We start from the raw sequence: 18,547 nt of genomic DNA on the forward strand, positions 1-18,547 counted from the left end.
TAGGTCACCCTTACCTTGCAGGCAAGACCCGGATGCCGACGCGCCGGGGCTCGCATGCACTCCACGGCCGCGCGGGGTTAGGGTCGAACGCATGTCCCCCGAGCTCGTCGCCTCCCGGAGCGCCGACCTCGACGCCCGGATCGTCGCCGACTCGCGCGATCGGGTCGCGTGGATCCGAGCCCGCTCCCGCGGCATCACCGCCACCGACGTCGCGGCCCTCACGAGCGCCAACGCGATCTCGCGAGCGGCGGATGCCAAGCTCATGGGCTCGAGCTTCTCGGGCAACGCCTTCACGGCGCACGGTCGCCGCCGCGAACCCGAGATCGCCGCCTGGGTGGCCGCGACGCACGGCATCCGCCCCTCCTCGGCGCTCTATCACGCGGTCGTCGAGAAGCGGCATCTCGCGACCCCCGACGGCGTGGTCGTCGACGGCGAAGGACGCGTGATCCTCGCCGAGATCAAGACCACGAACAAGGCGTGGCGCTCGATCCCCAAGACCTACATGCGCCAGATCTGGTGGCAGCAGCACGTACTCGGCGCCGAGCGCACGCTCGTGGCCTGGGAGCAGCACGACGGCTTCGTGCCCCTGCACGATGAGCCGCGCTGCCAGTGGATCGAGCGCGACGAGCGCGAGATCGCCAAGCTCGTGGGCCTGGCCACCTCGCTCATCGACGAGCTGTACCGCCGCACCATGCAGGCGCGACAGCCGCGCCCCGAGCCCGTGCGACCGGAACCGACGGACAGGTATCGAGCCCTCGCGCTCCTCGATTAATAGTTGACGCAAGTCAAGCAATAGGCGTATCGTTGACATCAGTCAACTAATCGCGCCATCGTCGTCGCGGCATCCGTCCCCCTTTCCGTGGAGCTCCGCATGACAGCCACTTCCTCGGACGCGCCCGCACAGCGGCGCGTCCTGCCGGCCCTGATCGGCCTGCTGCTCGGCACCTTCGTGTCGATGCTCGCCTCGACCGTCGTCTCGACGTCGCTGCCCGTCATCGTGCACGACCTGTCGGGCGACCAGAACGCCTACACCTGGGTCATCACCGCGACCCTTCTCACCACCGCGATCTCGACCCCCATCTGGGGCAAGCTCGCCGACCTGTTCAACCGCAAGGTGCTGATCCAGGTCGCGATCGCGATCTTCGTGCTCGCCACCGCGGCCGCCGGCTTCTCGCAGAACACCGAGATGCTCATCGCCTTCCGCGCCGTCCAGGGCCTCGGCGCCGGTGGTCTCGCCGCCCTCAGCCAGGTGATCATGGCCGACATCATCAGCCCGCGCGAACGCGGCCGGTACATGGGCCTGTTCGGCGCCGTGATGGCCGTCGCCACCGTCGGCGGGCCGCTCCTCGGCGGCGTCATCACCGACGCCTTCGGATGGCGCTGGAACTTCTTCGTCGCCCTCCCCTTCGCCGTCGCCGCTCTGCTCATCCAGCAGCGCACGCTGCACCTCCCGGCGCGCGCCAAGCGGAAGGTGAAGATCGACTACGTCGGCATCGTGCTGCTGTCGACCGCCGTCTCCCTGCTGCTGATCTGGGTCACCAACGCGGGGAACTCGTTCGAGTGGGCCAGCACCGAGACGATGCTCATGGTCGGCGGCGCCGTCGTCGCCGCGATCCTCTTCGTGGTCGTCGAGCTGCGCTCCTCCGAGCCCCTCGTGCCGCTCACTCTCTTCCGTGACGCCACCTTCACCCTGGCCACCATCGCCTCCATCGCGACGGGCCTGGCGATGTTCGGCACCTCGGTCTTCCTCAGCCAGTACATGCAGATGGCCCGCGGCGCGACCCCGACCGAGGCCGGCGTCATGACGATCCCCATGATCGGCGGGCTGCTGGTGTCGTCCATCGTGGTCGGTGCGCTCATCTCCCGCTTCGGGCGCTGGAAGCCGTTCCTCATCGCCGGTGGCGTGCTGCTGATCGCGGGCTCGTTCCTGCTGTCGACCATCCACTACGACACCAACTTCGCCCTCGTCTCGCTGTACATGGCGCTGCTCGGGGCCGGTGTCGGCATGACGATGCAGAACCTCGTGCTGGTCGTGCAGAACACGGCCAACCCCACCCAGATGGGCGCTGCGAGCTCGGGCGTGACGTTCTTCCGCAGCCTCGGCGGCACGATCGGCGTCTCGGTGATGGGTGCGGCGCTGGCGAGCATGGCCACGAGCCTGTTCACCGACCGCGCCGACGACCTGAAGGCCGCGATCATGGGCCTGGGCGCGAACGGCGCGTCGGTCGCCCAGTCGCTGCAGTCGGGGACGATCCCCCAGGTGTCCACCCTGCCCGAGAGCGTGCGCGTGATCGTCGAGGACATCTACGCCCAATCGATCGCCCACTCGTTCCTCATCGCGGTGCCCGTCGCCGTGGTCAGCCTCATCGCCATCCTGTTCCTGCCGAACCGTCCGCTCACCCGCATGACGACCACGGAGCGGGTCGCCGCAAGCGAAGCCGACTTCGCCACGGTGTCGGTCCCCGAGGGCATGGCGACCCTCGCCGCGACCGGAACCGTGCCGACCCAGGATGCCGCGTCCTCGCGCCGCGCGCGTCGAGACGCCGGGATGGGAGAGGATGTCTGACGTGATGAGCGACGTGGACGATGACCGCCGAGAGGCCGTGCAGGCCCTGGAATCGTCGTTCTCGGAGCTCATGACCGTGTTCCGCCGCTTCGTCTCCGAGGCGGCGGAACGGGTCAGCCCCGGGATGCTGCCGGCCACGTTCAAGGCGCTGTCGGTGGTGAGCCGGTTCGGCCCACTGACGCTGTCCGCCCTGGCGGAGCGCCTCGCAGCCGACAAGGGCTTCCTCAGCCGCTCGATCACCGAGCTCGAGGAGCTCGGGCTCGTCACCCGCACGCCCGACCCGAACGACCGTCGCTCGCGCCTCATCGCGGTGACCGAGCTCGGGCACAGCCGTCTCGCCGACGCGCGGGCTCCCCATGAGAGCCGTCTGTTCGAGGCCATCGCGGACTGGTCGATCGGCGACATCCGCCACCTCTCGACGCTGCTGCACGCCCTCGCCGTCGGCGAGGTCCCCGCACGGGACTGATCGCCCCGCCGCCGGCCAGGAGCGCGACCGCGGGAGACCCGCGGCTTCGCGACACGGTGACCGAGGTGTAACACCGTCGAGACAATGGCGCGCTTGACTGTGGTGACCGCGGCGGAGCCGCTGCGGACACCGCCGCACGCGAGAGAGAGCGCCCGATGAGATTCAGATCGACGCGTCCCGAGGCCGCCCTCCAGCCCGTTCCCGCGGTGCCCGAGACGATGGATGCCGTCGTCCTCGACGAACCGGGATCGGCGCAGACCCTGCGCGTCGATCAGGTCGCCGTGCCCACGCCCGTCTTGAGCGAGGTGCTGATCCGTGTGGTCGCGGCCGGGGTGAATCCGATCGATGCGAAGACCCGGGCCGGGCGAGGGATGTCGTCGGCGATCTCGTCGTGGCCGGCCGTGCTCGGTTTCGACGTGAGCGGGGTCGTCGTGCGCACGCCCTTCGATGCCCACCCGTTCCCCGTCGGAACCGAGGTCTACGGGATGGCGGCGGTGCCGCGCACCCCGGGCACCTACGCGGAGTACGTCGTCGTCCCCACGCTCTCGCTCGCCCGCAAGCCCGTGTCCCTCTCCCACGTCGAGGCCGCGGGCGTGCCGCTCGCCGCCCTCACCGCCTGGGGGCTGGTCGTCGAGACCGCGCTCGCGCACCAGGGCCAGCGCATCCTCATCCATGCCGGCAGCGGGGGCGTGGGGCACTTCGCCGTGCAGTTCGCCGCCTACTTCGGCGCCCATGTCATCGCCACCGGGTCGCCGCGCAACCTCCCCTGGCTGCGGGAGCTGGGGGCGGCGGAGGTGGTCGACTACACCTCGACCCGTTTCGAAGACGTCGTCGACACCGTCGACGTGGTCATCGACCTGATCGGGAACGTGTCGGACGACACCGGGACCCGATCGCTCGAGGTGCTGCGTCCCGGCGGGCTGCTGATCGAGGTGCCGACCGGCGCGTGGCCCGGGTTCCGTGAAGCGGCGGCGGCTCGCGGCATCCGTTCCACCGACTTCAAGACCATCCCCGACGGGGGTTCTCTCGCCACGATCGGCCGACTGCTCGATTCCGGAGCCGTCCGCGTCTACATCGAGCGCGTGTTCGACCTCGCCGAGGCGGGCGAAGCGCACGAGACGGTCGAGCGCGGCCACACGCGGGGCAAGGTCGTGCTGCGCGTGAGCGACGACTGAGTCAGGGGCTCGCGAGACGGCGGCGGCCCTCCGCCACGATCTCGTCGGCGACGAGGTCGAGCAGCGACGAGGTCAGGTTCCACTGCTGCCAGAACAGCGGCACGTCGATCGCGTCGGCGGCGAGGCGCACGAGGGAGCCGTCCTCCAGCCCTGCGGCGGACTGGAACCCCGGCAGCAGTCCCCACCCGAGCCCGAGCTCGATGGCGGTCGCGAAGTCCTGCGACGCCGGAACGCGGTGCCGCGGCGGGTCTGCGGCGGCCACGCCCCGCCGCGCGAGCCACTGCGTCTGCAGATCGTCGCGGCGGTCGAAGTCGACCAGCGGTGCCTGCGCCAGGGCGTCGGCGTCCGCACCTCGCGGGAACCAGCGCGCGGCGAACGCGGTCGTCGCCACGGGTTCGTAGCGCAGGATGCCGAGGGGTCGCACGCGGCAGCCCGCCACGGGCGCCTCGCGCGACGTCACGGCCGCCATGACCGTGCCCGATTCGAGCAGCCCCGCGGTGAAGTCCTGATCGTCGCGATGCAGGTCGAACACGACCGCGTGCTGCGCCGCGACGCGCGCCAGGGGCGGGAGGAACCACGTCGCGAGCGAGTCCGCGTTGACCGCGAGCGGCAGGGAGGCGGTGGCTCCGTCATCGGCCCCGATCGCGGCGAGGGCGTCGTGTTCGAGCAGGGCCAGCTGGCGCGCCAGCCGCACGATCGCGTCGCCCGCTTCCGTCGTGCGGACGGGCTTGGATCGCACGAGCACGACCCGTCCCACGCGGTCTTCGAGCGCCCGCACGCGCTGACTCACGGCCGACGGGGTGATGTGCAGACGACGGGCGGCGGCATCCAAGGTGCCCTCCTCGACGACGACGGCCAGCGTCCGGGCGAGATCGAGCGGAATCGACATGAAGAGATACTAATGCTTCTTCAGAATCCTGAGCTGGCGTTGTCAGTGCATCGGGCCTAGCGTCGGAACGTGCTCACCTCCCTCCTCGCCGGCCTCGGTCTCGGCTTCTCACTCATCGTCGCCATCGGAGCGCAGAACCTCTTCGTGCTGCGCCAGGGCGTGCGGCGGGAGCACCTGCCGGCGGTGGTCGCCGTGTGCGCCGCCTCCGACGCCGTGCTGATCCTGCTGGGCGTGTCGGGCATCGGCCTCGTGCTGCAGGCGGTGCCCTGGCTGCTCGCCGTCGTGCGATGGGCGGGCGCCGCCTTCCTGCTCGGATACGCCGTGCTCGCCGCGCGCCGAGCGCTGCGCCCGAGCGGCGAGACGCTGCGCGTCGACACCGCGGCATCCCCGGCGATCCCGGATGCCGGCGGCACAGCACTGCGGACGCGGACGACCCTCACCGCGACGCTGCTGACGTGCCTCGCGCTCACGTGGCTCAACCCCCATGTCTACCTGGACACCGTGTTCCTGCTCGGCTCGGTCGCGTCCACGCACGGGGACGGCCGCTGGGCGTTCGCCGCCGGCGCGTGCCTGGCGAGCCTCGCGTGGTTCACCGCGCTGGGATTCGGTGCGCGCTACCTCGGCCGCTGGCTCGACACCCCGCGGGCCTGGCGCATCCTCGACGCGCTGATCGCGGTGGTCATGATCGCCATCGCGATCTCGCTCGTGGTGTCGCACTGACCGGTGGCGGCGCCGCCGCGGGGTCGATGCGCGGCATCCCGGGCTTCACGACCGGGCGATCCCCGGTCTCGGAGCGCGTACGCGCGTTCGGAGCGGGTCGCGCGCCCTGAAGCCGGAGCGGCGCCCCGGACCTCCCGCATCCCCACCTCCGACGCGAGGACAATGGGGGGATGCGAACAGTGACCATCACCGTGACCGGCCTCGTCCAGGGTGTCGGCTTCCGCTACGCCCTGCGCGCCGAGGCGGAGCGGCTCGGGACGCGCGGATGGGTGCGCAATCGTCGTGACGGCGCGGTCGAGGCGCTCGTCGCGGGCGACCCCGACGCGGTCGAGGGCGTCATCGCGTGGGCGCACGACGGCCCGTCCTCCGCCCGGGTCGACGATGTCGACGTGCTCGAGACCGGCGGCGCCGACGAGATCCCCTCCGCGTTCGAGATCCGCGACACCGCCTAGTCGGGCAGCCCCGCCCGCAGCTCGGCGAGCACATCACGGGCATCCCCGCCGCTCAGTCGGGGAGCCCTGCCCGCAGCTCGGCGAGCACGTCACGGGCGTCGTCGAAGCGGCTGAGGGCCGCGGCCTGACCGGCCCACAACGACACGAGCTCCGCGTCGCCGGACGCGGTCGCCGCCGCCCGGAAGACCCCCGTGAGCCAGTTCTGCGCCGGGAAGGGGGCGATCATCCCCGCCGTCTCGATCTCGCGCATCGCGCGATTCGGGATGCCACGCGCCAGGCGTCCGCTCATCGCCCGGGTCAGTCGCGTGTCGGTGTCGGCCGCCGTGGAGATCGCGGCGCGGTGACCGGCGGTCGCGGCGGATTGACGCGTCCGCAGGAAGCTCGTCCCGACCTGCACGCCCTCGGCGCCGAGGGCGAACGCGGCCGCGACGCCGCGGCGATCGGCGATCCCGCCGGCCGCGATGACCGGGACCGACACGGCATCGACGACCTGGGGCACGAGGGCGAAGGTCCCCACGAGGGACTCCGACGGGTCGGCGAGGAACGAGACCCGGTGCCCTCCCGCCTCGGCGCCCGTCGCCACGATCGCTGCGACCCCCGCCTCCTCGAGCGCGCGGGCCTCCGCGACGGAGGTGGCCGTACCGATCACGACGACGCCCCGCTCGCGGGCACGGTCGAGGGTGTTCGCATCCGGCACCCCGAAGACGACGCTCAGGACGTCGGGACGCGCATCCAGGACGGCGTCGATCTGCGCGCCGATCGGCGGGAGGAAGGCATCGGGCGGGGCGGGCACGGCCACTCCGGCCGCGTCGAACAGCGGCTGGGCGGCATCCAGGAAGGGCTGCACGTCAACGTCGGGCGGAGTCACCTCGTCGCCCCGTGGCATCCACAGGTTCACCGCGACGGGTCGCGCGGTCGCTGCGCGCAGTGCCGAGACCGTCTCCCGGATGCGGGCGGGCGAGTAGCCGTAGAGCCCGAACGATCCGAGGCCGCCCCCGTCGCTCACCGCCGCCGTCAGCTCGACCGACGAGAGTCCTCCGAAGGGGCCGAGGACGATCGGCACCTCGATGCCGAGCAGGCGCTGCAGGCGGTTCATCCTCTCAGCGTGCCATGCCTGACGATGACGCGGAGCGGGCGGAAGCCGCCGGCTCAGGCGGGGTCGGGCCCGTCGAGCGGCCGGAGCAGACGGTCGAGGAACCGCCGCGTGCGCTCCTTCTCCGGCCGCGTGAAGAGCGTCGCGGGCGCCCCGCGCTCCACGATGACGCCGTCGTCGAAGAACAGCACCTCGTCGGCCACCTCGCGGGCGAAGCCCAGCTCGTGCGTGACGATCACCATCGTCCACCCCTCGTTCGCGAGCTCCCGCAGCACCGTGAGCACCTCGCCGACCAGCTCGGGGTCGAGGGCGCTGGTGGGCTCGTCGAACAGCAGCAGGTCGGGCTGCAGCGCGAGCGCGCGGACGATCCCGACGCGCTGCTGCTGGCCGCCCGACAGCTCCGCGGGGTACGCGTCGCGCTTCTCGGCGAGGCCGACGCGCGCGAGCAGGCGCTCGGCGTTCGCGACGGCCTCCGCCTTCGGCACCCCGTGCGCCTGCACGGGGCCCTCGATGACGTTCTGGATGACGGTCAGGTGCGGGAAGAGGTTGTGGTGCTGGAAGACCATCGCCGAGCGGTCGCGAAGCGCGGCCCGGTCGCTTTTCGCCACCTTCCGGGCGAAGTCGACCGACGGCCCGCCGTCGAACGCCACGACACCGGCATCGGGGGTCTCGAGGCCGTTGAGGCAGCGCAGCACGGTCGTCTTGCCGGAGCCGGACGGGCCGATCAGCACGAGGACGTCCCCGCGGCGCACCTCGAGGTCCACGCCGTCGAGCACGCGATTCGCGCCGAAGCTCTTCTGCAGTCCCGTCGCACTCAGCAGCGGGGTGTCAGTGGGCGACATGGCGGTCCAACCTCTTCTCGAGGGCGTTCTGCCCGAACGACAGCACGAGGCAGAACAGCCAGTAGATGAGCGCCGCCTCGAGGTAGACGGCCATGAATTCGTACGAGAACGCCGCGATGTTCTGCGCCTGACGGAACAGCTCCGTGACGAGGATCAGGGATGCCAGCGAGCTGTCCTTCACGAGCGAGATGAAGGTGTTCGACAGCGGCGGCACCGATACGCGTGCGGCCTGCGGCAGGATGATGCGCGTCAGCGTCTTGCGCGGGGACAGCCCGACGGTGTGCGCGGCCTCCCACTGCCCGCGCGGCACGGAGAGGATCGCGGCGCGGATCACCTCGGCCGCGTAGCCGCCGACGTTCAGCGAGAAGGCGATGACGGCGGCCGGGAACGGGTCGATCACCACGCCGACCGCGGGCAGACCGTAGAAGATCACGAACAGCTGCACCAGCAACGGCGTGCCGCGGATGATCGAGATGTAGAAGCGGGCCACGCCCGACAGCACGACGTTCGGCGACAGGCGCAGCAGAGCCATGAGGAGCGCGATCACGAGACCGATCGCGAAAGAGGCCAACGACAGCGGGATCGTGCCCGTGATCCCGGCCAGCAGCATCGGCCAGAACGAGTCGAGCAGCAACGTCCACAGGTCGTTCATGAGCCTCCTTCTTCTCTCGGACCCGCGTCGCACGCGGGAACGGATCATCCGCTTCTCACGCTAGGGGGTGAGAAGCGGATGATCCGCGGGGTTTACAGCGCGCGCACGCGCCGTGCGCTCACTGGGTGACGTCGGCGCCGAAGTACTTCTCGCTGATCTGCGTCAGCGTTCCGTCGGCGCGCAGCTCCTCGAGCGCGGTGTCGACGGCTTCCGCGAGCGCGTCCTGGCCCTTCTTGAAGGCGAAGGCGCTCTCCGAGGTGTCCTCGGTCTCGGCGGCGATCTTCAGGCCCGTCGGGCTGTTCGTCTTCTCGTAGTCGAGGTAGGTCAGCTGGTCGTTGATCGTGGCATCCACGCGACCTTGCTTGAGAAGGGCGACGGCCTGGGCCCACCCCTCGACCGCCTCGACCTGGGCGCCGCTGGAGGTGGCGAGCTCGTACCAGTTGCTCGTGAGCGACTGCGCGGTGGTCTTCCCCGACAGGTCGGCGAAGCTCGAGATGGCGTTGTCGTCCTCAGTCGTCACCACGACACCGCGCGAGACGGTGTATGGCGCGCTGAAGGTGTACTTCTCCTGACGCTCCGGGTTGATCGTCACCTGGTTCGCGATGACATCGAAACGTCCGGCATCCAGGCCCGCGAAGATGGCATCCCACTGGGTCTCCTGGAACTTCACCTGGAGGCCGAGCTTGTCGGCGACGGCCTTCGCGATCTCGACGTCGAAGCCGGTGAGCTCCCCCGCACCCTCGTGGTACGAGAAGGGACGGTAGGTGCCCTCGGTGGCGACGGTCAGCGTGCCGCCCGAGACGAGGTCGTACTCCGAACCCGCGTCGGACGACGCGCTCGAGGTGGCCCCGCCGCTGCAGGCGGTCAGCGCGAGGGCGCTCAGGCCCAGGGTGGCGGCGAGGACGGTCAGACGACGACGGGGCATAGCTGTTCCAGACATGTGTGATGTGGGGATGATGTTCGTGTGGCGCGGTGCAGGACGGCCGCGACCCTCCAGCACAACACGTCGAGGCGCGAACCTCTTCCCGGATGACGCCGTGTTGCACGTCCGTGCACGGCGTGCACGCAGAAGCCCCGCCGGCACGGGGCGCGGCGGGGCTTCTGTGCGACGAACGTCAGACGATGGCGTTGACGTCCAGCGGGATGCCGGGACCGAAGGTGGTCGAGACGGCGCCCTTCTGGATGTAACGGCCCTTCGAGCTGGACGGCTTGAGGCGGACGATCTCCTCGAGCGCGGCCTTCAGGTTCTCGTCGAGCTGCTCGGCCGAGAACGACGCCTTGCCGACGACGAAGTGCACGTTGGCGTGCTTGTCGACGCGGAACTCGATCTTTCCGCCCTTGATCTCCTCGACGGCCTTGGCCGGGTTGGGGGTCACGGTGCCGGTCTTGGGGTTCGGCATGAGGCCGCGGGGTCCGAGGACCTTACCGAGGCGACCGACCTGGCCCATGAGCTCGGGCGTGGCGACAGCCGCGTCGAACGCGGTGTAGCCGCCGGCGACCTTCTCGATGAGCTCGGTGCCACCGACCTCGTCGGCGCCGGCGGCGAGAGCCGCCTCGGCCGCGGGGCCGTTGGCGAAGACGATGACGCGCGCGGTCTTACCCGTGCCGTGGGGCAGGATGACCGTGCCGCGGACCATCTGGTCGGCCTTACGGGGGTCGACCGAGAGCTTCAGCGCGACCTCGACGGTCGAGTCGAACTTCTTCGAGCCGGTCTCCTTCGCCAGGGCGACGGCCTCGGCGGGGGTGTAGAACGTGTCGGCCGCGATCTTCTCAGCAGCGGCGCGGAATGCCTTGGACTTGGTAGCCATTGTTATCTCCCTCAGTCCTCGACCGTGATGCCCATGGAACGGGCGGTGCCGGCGATGATCTTCGAGGCGGCCTCGATGTCGTTCGCGTTCAGGTCGGGCTGCTTCGTGGTGGCGATCTCGCGGACCTGCTCCTTGGTCAGCTTGCCGACCTTGGTGGTGTGCGGGGTGGGCGAACCCTTCGCGAGGCCGGCGGCCTTCTTGATGAGCTCTGCAGCCGGGGGCGTCTTCAGGATGAACGTGAAGCTGCGGTCCTCGTAGACGGTGATCTCGACGGGGATGACGTTGCCGCGCTGGGCCTCGGTCGCCGCGTTGTACGCCTTGCAGAACTCCATGATGTTGACGCCGTGCTGACCGAGCGCCGGACCGATCGGCGGCGCGGGGTTGGCCGCGCCCGCCTTGATCTGGAGCTTGATCAGGCCGGTCACCTTTTTCTTGGGTGCCATATCCTTTTCCTCTCTCGAGCGGGACCCTCGCGGTTCCCTCTCTCCCGCCCGCCCGGCGGTTCCGGGCAGCGGTCGTCGCACGCTGACGCACGCAACCTTGCCATTGTACGCGACGCCCGGCGTTTCGGCATCCCGCGGCGTCTGCCCGCGCCCGTCGTTCCTCCCGCCCCGCCCTGCCGCCCCCGCCGGTCCTCCATCGATAAACGCTTGCTGCACCCACAAACGCGCGTCGCAAGCGTTTGTGAGTGCAGCGAGCGTTTATCACTCGGAGGGCGGGATGCGATCGGCGAGGCCTCCTGCACAGAGCGAGGACTCGGCGGGCCGTCCACATCGGGGCGAGATTCGCCACGGGGCGCGGGGGAACATCGCCACGATCACGTCATGTCCTCCACAGTCGGGTTGGCGACCAGCCCCGCACCGCTCATCCACGCCCGCGATGCCCGCGAGGCGGGCCTGCACCCGGAACTCCGCGATACGGCGATACGCGTCCGGAAGGGCGTGTACACATCGCGCGCGCGGTGGGAAGCCCTGCCGGACTGGGACAAGTACCTCACCCGCGTCCACGCGTTCGCGCGGACGCGACCCGGCGCCGTCTTCTCGCACGAGTCCGCCGCGGCCCTCTGGTCGCTCCCCCTGTTCGGTCAGCCCCGTGATATCCACGTGTTCGACGCGCGACGGTCCCGCTCGCTGCGCTACGGCGACGTCGCCGTGCACACCAGCGAAGACCGACGAACCTTCGACGAGCACGACGGCATCCGGGTCACCACTCCAGCCGACACCGTGCTCGATCTGTCCCGCTGCCTTCCCCCGGCATTCGCCTTGGCTGTCGCTGACTGCGCTCTTCGGTCGTACGGACGGGACCTGACGGTGGACGGACTCCGTTCACTGGCCGAGGGGCAACGCAACATCCGTGGTCGAGCGCGCATCCCGTGGACGCTCGATCGGGCCGACGCCCGATCGGAGTCCGTCGGGGAGTCCGTCAGCCGCGCCGTCATCGAGTGGTGGGGGTTCGCTGCGCCCGTGTTGCAACGGGTTCACGTCCTCCGTGGACGGACGTACCGGAGTGATTTCTCGTGGGACGACGCGCGCGTCGTCGGTGAGTTCGACGGTTGGTCGAAGTACGGCGACGTCGCCGATGACGCTCGCCGCGCGGTGAGAGCGGAGAAGCAGCGCGAGAACGACCTCACGCGCTCGGGATGGACCGTCGCCCGGTGGTCCTTCGACGACGCCATCCGCGGCACCGGCCTGCGGGATGCCCTCCTGTCGGCGGGCCTGCGACCGTGCCGCCCCCCGCAGACAGCTCGCCTGCACACGATCGGTCACAACCCGCGGTCCCTCCACCCCGTCGCTGGATAAACGCTCGCTGCACTAAGAAACGGTCGCCGCGAGCGTTTGTCAGTGCAGCGACCGTTTATCGCTTGGAGGCGGGAGCGGCGCGACGGCGGCGCGGGCGCAGCGCCGGCGCGGGCGCCACGCAGGCGCCACGCGGGCGCAGGCGCGGGCGCGACGCCGGCGCGGGCGCGACGCCGGCGCGGGCGCAGGCGCGACGCGGGAACGGCGAACGCCCCGCCGGACGGAGCCGGGCGGGGCGTTCGCGAGACGCGCAGCGCGCGTCAGATCATCTTGGTGACCTGGTCGAACGACAGCTCGACGGGGGTCTCGCGCTCGAAGAGGGAGACGAGCACGGTGAGCTTGCCGCTCTCGGGCTTGATCTCGCTGATCGTTCCGGGCAGACCCGCGAACGAGCCCTCCTTGATCGTGATCGTCTCTCCGGCCTCGAAGTCGACCTCGGCGGGGATGACGCGCTGGGCGGCCGGGGCGCCCTTGGCGGCACCGGCCTTGGCCGGAGCGGACTCCTTGACCTCGACCAGGCTCTTCAGCATGTTGAAGGCCTCTTCGAAGCGCAGCGGCGTCGGGTTGTGGGCGTTGCCCACGAAGCCGGTGACGCCGGGGGTGTGACGCACGACCGACCAGGTGTCTTCGTTGAGGTCCATGCGCACCAGCACGTAGCCGGGGATGCGCACGCGGTTGACCATCTTGCGCTGGCCGTTCTTGATCTCGACGACGTCCTCCATCGGGACCTCGACCTGGTAGATGTCGTCCTCGACCTCGAGCGTCGACTTGCGCTGCTCGATGTTGGCCTTCACCTTGCGCTCGAAGCCGGCGTAGGAGTGGATGACGTACCACTTGCCCGGAAGCATGCGCAGCTCGGTGCGGAACGCCTCGTAGGGGTCGACGTCCTCGTCATCGGTGGCGTCCAGGTCTTCCGGCGCCTCGGCGGCGTCGGCCGGCGACTCTTCCGCCTCGACCTCGTCGACGACGGATGCCGCGGCGGAGACCTCGTCGACGAAGTCCTCGTCGAGGACGGGAGCGTCGGGCTCGCCATTGACGTCGGGGCCGTCGTATGGCGTGACCTCGTCGGCGGCTTCGGCGGCCTCTTCGGCCTGCTCTTCCGCGAGGGAGTCGGTCAGCACCTCGGCGGCGGCCTCGGCCTCGCTGGTCTCGTCGATCTCGAGAGCGTCGTTCACGATCGCGTCCGCCTCCGGGTCGGTGATGTCGATGTCGCCCAGGTCGGCATCATCGGTGTCGGTCTCGTCGTCGACAATGTGGACGGCGGTGTGCTCGGCGGAGTCGGAGGCGCGCTCCTGGGACGCGAGCACGTTGCCCTCCTGGGCTTCGTCGTCCTCGCTCGACTGCTCGGCGGCCGTCGCCCAATCGGCGTCGTCGACATATCTTTCAGACACTGTGATCTCTTCCGTTCAGTGGCGGCCGCTCTCGGCGCCGCGCGTCCGCCCAGACGCCGGTCAGGCGCCGGCGGTACCGGGGACGCCGAAGACGGCGGTGGTGATCCACACGAACAACACGTCGAGGCCGTAGACGATCGCCATCATGACGACGACGAACCCGAGGACGACGGCGGTGAACTTGAACAGTTCCTGCCGCGTCGGAGTGACGACCTTGCGGAGTTCCGCGAAGACCTGACGAATGAAGAGAGCGATCCGCGCGAAGAAGTTGAGCTTCTTCTCGCGGGGCGCGCCGCGGTCTGCGACGACCTCGCCCTTCGCCTCGTCTTGCGTCATCGAACCACCCAGGTCTCTGTCTGTGCCAGCGTGCGCTGTGCGCAGGGCGGACAGGAATCGAACCTGCAACCTGCGGTTTTGGAGACCGCTGCTCTGCCAATTGAGCTACCGCCCTAAGATCCCGAAGGATCCAGGATGCGAAACCGGCGCGCTTCCGCCTGGTATCTCTCGGGGAGGGATGCCGCGTACCCGAGGGCACGGCGAAAGATTGCAGATTTCGACTGCACTCCCCAGTCTATGCCATGTCCCCCGGCCTGGCGAACCGAGCCGGGGGACATGACCGTCTGCGCTCAGAGGACGGTGTGCCTCAGAACCGCGTACCGGTCCGCGCCCCATCCCGGCTGACCCTCGGCGTCGCGGACCTCGAGGACGTCGCCGTGGGCGAACGGCATCGTCGATTCGAGAGTCGACAGCCCGTCGGCCGAGCCACGCCACATGTAATAGACGGTGTCGTTCCAGGTCTCACCCACGTACCGTCCGTTGACGTAGACCATCGTCCGGTGTGACGACGCGACGAGTGCGTCGGGGAGCGTCACGCTCGCGTGGCCGTCCTCCGTGAGAGATGCGTGGGGTGTCACCCCGTCGAGGACCGCGTCATGCACGCGGACGGAGTCGACCGATGCACCCCACCCGGGTTGTCCATCGGAGATACCGACCCGCACCAGCGCGCCGGCGGGCGCCGAGGCCCGAACGGTCACCGTTCCGTCGCCGTTGTCGACCCACCAGCTGTAGTAAGCCGTCCCCGCGTACGTCTCGGCCACGTAGGAGCTGTCGCCCCAGATCATGACCCTCGTCGCCGATGAGAAGAGGTTCTCCCCCATGCGTACGGTCACGAGACCGTCCTCTATGGTGACCGACTCGATGATCTCCGGAGCGATCGTCGCCGCCGCCGAACGGAGGTTGGCGAAGGTCATGACGGGCGCACTGCCATCTGCCACGCTCGCGACGCCGACGAACTTGCCGTCGACGAAGACGGGGCCTCCGGAATCCGCAGCCAGACCGGACATCGAATCCGTTCGGACTCCGATGAGGTCCCCTTCACGCCCTCCCGTGACGGTCGAAGTACGGCTGACCCGCTCTGGGGCGGAGGGCGAACCGAGCGTGTACGCCGTTGCGACGTCCCCGTCCTTCGGGTCGTACGACATGTCGAGCGTCGGATATGCGCGCAGGGCATGCGGTTCGGAGAGGTGGAGCAGGCGGATGTCGCTCTGCGGAGCATCGGCCACGCGGTCGACGGAGACCGTCTCGCTCTGCGAGGCATCCCCGCCGGAGTAGCGCACCTCGGTGGCCACCGGGCAGTGCTTCGCGGTGACGACCCACCTCTCATCGATGGCCGTGCCCGAACAGGCGTGATCGTCTCCTTCGACGGAGACGAGCCACTCGGCTTCCGTCGGCAGCGGAGCGATGTCTGCTGCACGTTTGATCCCCGCAGGCGCCGTCTTCAGGCAGAACGGCTTCGTCGACAACGAGTCGCAGACGACCATCATGCTGGTCTTGTTGCCGTCGTTCTTGGTCGGGAGCACCACCGTCGATTCACCGGTCCAGGCCTTGCCCGTGTCCTTTGCGACGAAGCGGATCTTCCCCGTCACCTGGGTGGTCAGTTGCGCGTACGCGACCCAGGCTCGTCCGTTGACCGGCACCTGCACGTCGACGGCTTGACTGATCTCGGTCGTATCGGTCGTCGCCTTGTTCCAGCTCCAGGCGTTCTCGAGGGCATACTCCTCTTTCGCAAACCCGAAGAAGTTCGCTTCGATCTTGATGGTCAATTTCTGCGAGAAGCCCCACGACACGGTCGCCGACTTCGTCTTCTTCACGGTGATCGTGTCCTTCAGCGTCTGCGACGAGTAGTTCACGGCGGTCGCGGCGAGCATCTCCGGAGCGGTCAGCGCGGGCACCGCAGTGCTGCCCGGGGTGTAGGAGCAGGTGATGTTCTCCTTCTTCTCACACTGCTCGGACGCGTAGCGGGAAGCGTGATCGTAGAGGGCGGCCCGGGTCGCCTGGTCCTGTGCGGAGTCGACATTGGACCCGCTGAACACCTGCCAGTCGGCACTGGAGTTCTTGCACGTATAGAGGTGCATGCGGCTGCTGATGCCGGGGTGCCCGTCATTCACGTCGAGACATCTGTCGTCGTGATCGCCGTTCTCGGACGCGAAGTGACGAATGACGAAGAGGCCCTTCTGGCCTTGCCCCTGGAAATACCAGCGCTCGTTCGGCACGAACTCGCACTCATGGAATTGCACTCGATCACCGCCTGGCGAGGTCAGGCACCGCCCCCAGGTGTCGCGGATGTAGACGGTTCCGTCGCCGACGTCTTGAAACGCGAGCGCCTTCTGCGCCCCCACTCGAGCGGCGTCGGCGTCGCTGACGGCCAGCATGCCACTCCACGGCGCGGGGCGAGAGGCCAGGTATTCGCGGCCCTTCGTCGCGAACGTCACGCCGCACAGGTCGTATGCGCACGTCGGAGCGGCCGTGAGCACGTTGCCTTGCGATGCAGCTGCCGGGTCTGCAGCGAACAGGCTGACGGAGACGGAGACAGCGAGGACGACGACGAAGAATCGGTGCAGCGCGGCCCTAATCCGGCTCGTGGCGACACGATGACGCCTCATGGGAGAACTCCTTCGATGGGGAATGCCGAGATGACGGCCCCTCGAAGATGGCAGGTTGTCTGGCGGTGCCCGGTACGCCGCCGCCCTTCATCCGCGCCATCTCGCGCGTCCCGGGTCCGTCGGCCGCGGCCGATCATTCCACCGGTCACCTCAGCCCCTGCCTCACCACCATCGCTTCACGGAGCGGCCACTTCCCCGTCGCATACGTTCTCACCCCCGTGGACACGGCGACGGCCTCGAGGCCAGCCCGCGTGAGGACCCGTAGACGCCCCGCAGGAAGCAGCACCGACGGCGCGAGGCCCCGGTCGCGCGTCGGCGCGGCCGGGGCCTCGAATGCGGCCGCATCAGACCGTGCGGATCAGCTTCTTGTTCACGAACTCGTCGGCCGCGAGCAGGCCCATCTCGCGTGAGGTGCCGCTGCGCTTGACACCGCCGAACGGCAGCTCGGGAGAGTCGGCCAGCACGACGTTGACGTAGACCATTCCGGCCTCGATCTTGTCGGCGATGCGCTCGGCCTGCGCGGCATCCGTCGTGAAGACGTAGGAGCCGAGACCGTACCCGGTGTCGTTGGCCAGGGTGACCGCCTCGTCCTCACTCGAGACGCGGTAGACGACACCGACGGGGCCGAAGAACTCCTCGCCGTACGCGTCCATGTCCTTCGTGACGCCCGTGAGGACGGTGCCGGGGTAGAAGGCGCCGTCGCGCGTGCCGCCCACCTCGACGGTGGCACCCTGCGCCACGGCGCGCTGCACCTGCTCGTCGAGGCGTTCGGCCGCGGTGAGCGACGACAGCGGGCCCAGCACCGTGTCGTCGGCGAACGGGTCGCCGACCTTGGCCTCGCCGAGGGCGGCGGTGAACTTCGACACGAACCCGTCGTAGAGGTCGTCGGCGACGATGAAGCGCTTCGCGGCGTTGCACGACTGCCCGTTGTTGTCGAGGCGGGCGTCGACGGCGGCCTGGACGACGGCATCCAGGTCATCGGTGGAGAGCAGGATGAAGGGGTCGGACCCGCCCAGCTCGAGTGCGACCTTCTTGAGGTTGCGGCCGGCGATCTCGGCGACGGCGGCGCCGGCGCGCTCCGATCCGGTCACCGAGACGCCCTGCACGCGGCGATCGGCGATGATGGTCGCCGCCTGGTCGTTGGTCGCGCGGATGTTGACGTAGGCGCCCTCGGGCAGACCCGCGTCGCGGTAGATCGCCTGCAGCGCCTCGGCGGACTCGGGGCACTGGGGAGCGTGCTTGAGGAGGATGGTGTTGCCCACCGCGAGGTTGGGCGCCGCGAACCGGGCCACCTGGTAGTACGGGAAGTTCCAGGGCATGATGCCCAGGAGCACGCCCAGCGGCGAGCGGCGGATGACCGCGGTGCCCTCGCCCAGGATGTCGAGCGGGGTGTCGCCGGTGATCTTGTCGATGTTGTCGGCGTAGTACTCGGTGATGTCGGCGGCGAAGTCGACCTCACCCTCGGCGGCGGCCAGGGGCTTGCCCATCTCGCGCACGATGATCGCGGCGAGCTCGTCGCGGCGCTCGCGGTGGAGCTCCGCCACGCGGCGGATCGCAGCGGCGCGTTCGGCCGGAGCGGTGCGCGACCACACGCCGTACCCGTCGTGGGCGGAGGCGATGGCGGCCTCCACCGCGTCGTCGGTCAGGGTGTCGTACTCGGCGAGGGTCTCGCCGGTGGCGGGATTGACGACGGCGTAGTCGCTCATCGGGCTGCTCCTTTTCGTTTCGGTGTCAGATGGTGCGGTCGGATGCCGG

General features: G+C 69.6%; 18 protein-coding genes and 1 tRNA gene. 7 read left to right on the plus strand and 12 right to left on the minus strand.

Annotated features, from left to right (window positions below):
* The first annotated feature begins 91 nt into the window (after nt 1-91).
* From ACFZA2_RS14875 to ACFZA2_RS14890, 4 genes are all read left to right on the plus strand, one after another.
* The gene (locus ACFZA2_RS14875; protein WP_391406395.1) at nt 92-772 is read left to right on the plus strand and encodes a YqaJ viral recombinase family protein; all 681 of its coding nucleotides are present in this window, start codon (nt 92-94) and stop codon (nt 770-772) included.
* A gap of 99 nt (nt 773-871) precedes the next feature.
* Nucleotides 872-2,566 (plus strand): MDR family MFS transporter, encoded by a 1,695-nt coding sequence (locus tag ACFZA2_RS14880; protein ID WP_391406398.1) that lies wholly within the window; start codon nt 872-874, stop codon nt 2,564-2,566.
* Nucleotides 2,567-2,570: 4 nt separating this feature from the next.
* The gene (locus tag ACFZA2_RS14885; protein ID WP_315995009.1) at nt 2,571-3,032 is read left to right on the plus strand and encodes a MarR family transcriptional regulator; all 462 of its coding nucleotides are present in this window, start codon (nt 2,571-2,573) and stop codon (nt 3,030-3,032) included.
* Nucleotides 3,033-3,187: 155 nt separating this feature from the next.
* Nucleotides 3,188-4,207, plus strand: a complete 1,020-nt coding sequence (locus ACFZA2_RS14890; RefSeq protein WP_391406402.1) for an NADP-dependent oxidoreductase — start codon at nt 3,188-3,190, stop codon at nt 4,205-4,207.
* 1 nt (nt 4,208) lies between these two features.
* Here ACFZA2_RS14890 and ACFZA2_RS14895 read toward each other — a convergent pair whose 3' ends face one another.
* Nucleotides 4,209-5,096 carry a LysR family transcriptional regulator ArgP gene (locus tag ACFZA2_RS14895; protein ID WP_315995010.1) on the minus strand — a complete coding sequence of 296 codons (888 nt, stop codon included), beginning with the start codon at nt 5,094-5,096 and terminating at the stop codon, nt 4,209-4,211.
* 69 nt (nt 5,097-5,165) lie between these two features.
* Here ACFZA2_RS14895 and ACFZA2_RS14900 point away from each other — a divergent pair, with 69 nt between their 5' ends.
* Complete coding sequence (locus ACFZA2_RS14900) at nt 5,166-5,816, plus strand: LysE/ArgO family amino acid transporter (RefSeq protein ID WP_391406406.1); 651 nt, start codon at nt 5,166-5,168, stop codon at nt 5,814-5,816.
* Nucleotides 5,817-5,986: 170 nt separating this feature from the next.
* Nucleotides 5,987-6,268, plus strand: a complete 282-nt coding sequence (locus ACFZA2_RS14905; RefSeq protein ID WP_391406409.1) for an acylphosphatase — start codon at nt 5,987-5,989, stop codon at nt 6,266-6,268.
* A gap of 52 nt (nt 6,269-6,320) precedes the next feature.
* Here the strand turns inward: ACFZA2_RS14905 and ACFZA2_RS14910 are convergent, their stop codons facing one another.
* From ACFZA2_RS14910 to rplK, 6 genes are all read right to left on the minus strand, one after another.
* Nucleotides 6,321-7,364 carry an NAD(P)H-dependent flavin oxidoreductase gene (locus tag ACFZA2_RS14910; RefSeq protein WP_391406411.1) on the minus strand — a complete coding sequence of 348 codons (1,044 nt, stop codon included), beginning with the start codon at nt 7,362-7,364 and terminating at the stop codon, nt 6,321-6,323.
* A 53-nt stretch (nt 7,365-7,417) separates the two neighbouring features.
* Nucleotides 7,418-8,203 carry an amino acid ABC transporter ATP-binding protein gene (locus ACFZA2_RS14915; protein ID WP_315995014.1) on the minus strand — a complete coding sequence of 262 codons (786 nt, stop codon included), beginning with the start codon at nt 8,201-8,203 and terminating at the stop codon, nt 7,418-7,420.
* On the minus strand, nt 8,190-8,855 hold the full coding sequence (locus ACFZA2_RS14920; protein WP_363578366.1) for an amino acid ABC transporter permease: 666 nt from the start codon (nt 8,853-8,855) through the stop codon (nt 8,190-8,192). Before ACFZA2_RS14920 ends, ACFZA2_RS14915 begins: the two co-directional genes overlap by 14 nt.
* Before the next feature lie 118 nt (nt 8,856-8,973).
* On the minus strand, nt 8,974-9,780 hold the full coding sequence (locus tag ACFZA2_RS14925) for an amino acid ABC transporter substrate-binding protein (RefSeq protein WP_391406416.1): 807 nt from the start codon (nt 9,778-9,780) through the stop codon (nt 8,974-8,976).
* A 190-nt stretch (nt 9,781-9,970) separates the two neighbouring features.
* The gene (gene rplA, locus ACFZA2_RS14930; protein ID WP_136586815.1) at nt 9,971-10,663 is read right to left on the minus strand and encodes a 50S ribosomal protein L1; all 693 of its coding nucleotides are present in this window, start codon (nt 10,661-10,663) and stop codon (nt 9,971-9,973) included.
* A gap of 11 nt (nt 10,664-10,674) precedes the next feature.
* The gene (gene rplK / locus ACFZA2_RS14935; protein WP_058232721.1) at nt 10,675-11,106 is read right to left on the minus strand and encodes a 50S ribosomal protein L11; all 432 of its coding nucleotides are present in this window, start codon (nt 11,104-11,106) and stop codon (nt 10,675-10,677) included.
* A gap of 381 nt (nt 11,107-11,487) precedes the next feature.
* Between rplK and ACFZA2_RS14940 the strand changes: the two genes are divergently transcribed.
* Nucleotides 11,488-12,462, plus strand: a complete 975-nt coding sequence (locus tag ACFZA2_RS14940) for a hypothetical protein (RefSeq protein WP_391406420.1) — start codon at nt 11,488-11,490, stop codon at nt 12,460-12,462.
* 257 nt (nt 12,463-12,719) lie between these two features.
* Here ACFZA2_RS14940 and nusG read toward each other — a convergent pair whose 3' ends face one another.
* The 5 genes from nusG to ACFZA2_RS14965 all read right to left on the minus strand — a co-directional run bounded on the left by nusG (nt 12,720) and on the right by ACFZA2_RS14965 (nt 18,498).
* A complete protein-coding gene (gene nusG / locus ACFZA2_RS14945) occupies nt 12,720-13,850 on the minus strand; it encodes a transcription termination/antitermination protein NusG (protein ID WP_391406423.1) in 1,131 nt (376 codons plus the stop codon).
* A gap of 60 nt (nt 13,851-13,910) precedes the next feature.
* Nucleotides 13,911-14,186, minus strand: a complete 276-nt coding sequence (gene secE, locus ACFZA2_RS14950) for a preprotein translocase subunit SecE (protein WP_076677209.1) — start codon at nt 14,184-14,186, stop codon at nt 13,911-13,913.
* 42 nt (nt 14,187-14,228) lie between these two features.
* Nucleotides 14,229-14,301: transfer RNA gene (locus tag ACFZA2_RS14955), tRNA-Trp, on the minus strand.
* A 175-nt stretch (nt 14,302-14,476) separates the two neighbouring features.
* The gene (locus tag ACFZA2_RS14960; RefSeq protein ID WP_391406425.1) at nt 14,477-16,792 is read right to left on the minus strand and encodes a trypsin-like serine protease; all 2,316 of its coding nucleotides are present in this window, start codon (nt 16,790-16,792) and stop codon (nt 14,477-14,479) included.
* Nucleotides 16,793-17,136: 344 nt separating this feature from the next.
* A complete protein-coding gene (locus tag ACFZA2_RS14965; protein ID WP_391406426.1) occupies nt 17,137-18,498 on the minus strand; it encodes an NAD-dependent succinate-semialdehyde dehydrogenase in 1,362 nt (453 codons plus the stop codon).
* Nucleotides 18,499-18,547: the final 49 nt, after the last annotated feature.

The sequence above is a fragment of the Microbacterium sp. NPDC007973 genome (assembly GCF_042958465.1).
Classification (GTDB): domain Bacteria; phylum Actinomycetota; class Actinomycetes; order Actinomycetales; family Microbacteriaceae; genus Microbacterium; species Microbacterium galbum.

Excerpts from the sequence above, each read along its gene's own strand:
- ACFZA2_RS14875 (WP_391406395.1), top strand. The coding sequence starts at position 92 with ATGTCCCCCGAGCTCGTCGCCTCCCGGAGCGCCGACCTCGACGCCCGG.
- ACFZA2_RS14880 (WP_391406398.1), top strand. The coding sequence starts at position 872 with ATGACAGCCACTTCCTCGGACGCGCCCGCACAGCGGCGCGTCCTGCCG.
- ACFZA2_RS14885 (WP_315995009.1), top strand. The coding sequence starts at position 2,571 with ATGAGCGACGTGGACGATGACCGCCGAGAGGCCGTGCAGGCCCTGGAA.
- ACFZA2_RS14890 (WP_391406402.1), top strand. The coding sequence starts at position 3,188 with ATGAGATTCAGATCGACGCGTCCCGAGGCCGCCCTCCAGCCCGTTCCC.
- ACFZA2_RS14895 (WP_315995010.1), bottom strand. The coding sequence starts at position 5,096 with ATGTCGATTCCGCTCGATCTCGCCCGGACGCTGGCCGTCGTCGTCGAG.
- ACFZA2_RS14905 (WP_391406409.1), top strand. The coding sequence starts at position 5,987 with ATGCGAACAGTGACCATCACCGTGACCGGCCTCGTCCAGGGTGTCGGC.
- ACFZA2_RS14910 (WP_391406411.1), bottom strand. The coding sequence starts at position 7,364 with ATGAACCGCCTGCAGCGCCTGCTCGGCATCGAGGTGCCGATCGTCCTC.
- ACFZA2_RS14915 (WP_315995014.1), bottom strand. The coding sequence starts at position 8,203 with ATGTCGCCCACTGACACCCCGCTGCTGAGTGCGACGGGACTGCAGAAG.
- ACFZA2_RS14920 (WP_363578366.1), bottom strand. The coding sequence starts at position 8,855 with ATGAACGACCTGTGGACGTTGCTGCTCGACTCGTTCTGGCCGATGCTG.
- ACFZA2_RS14925 (WP_391406416.1), bottom strand. The coding sequence starts at position 9,780 with ATGCCCCGTCGTCGTCTGACCGTCCTCGCCGCCACCCTGGGCCTGAGC.
- rplA (WP_136586815.1), bottom strand. The coding sequence starts at position 10,663 with ATGGCTACCAAGTCCAAGGCATTCCGCGCCGCTGCTGAGAAGATCGCG.
- rplK (WP_058232721.1), bottom strand. The coding sequence starts at position 11,106 with ATGGCACCCAAGAAAAAGGTGACCGGCCTGATCAAGCTCCAGATCAAG.
- ACFZA2_RS14940 (WP_391406420.1), top strand. The coding sequence starts at position 11,488 with ATGTCCTCCACAGTCGGGTTGGCGACCAGCCCCGCACCGCTCATCCAC.
- secE (WP_076677209.1), bottom strand. The coding sequence starts at position 14,186 with ATGACGCAAGACGAGGCGAAGGGCGAGGTCGTCGCAGACCGCGGCGCG.
- ACFZA2_RS14960 (WP_391406425.1), bottom strand. The coding sequence starts at position 16,792 with ATGAGGCGTCATCGTGTCGCCACGAGCCGGATTAGGGCCGCGCTGCAC.
- ACFZA2_RS14965 (WP_391406426.1), bottom strand. The coding sequence starts at position 18,498 with ATGAGCGACTACGCCGTCGTCAATCCCGCCACCGGCGAGACCCTCGCC.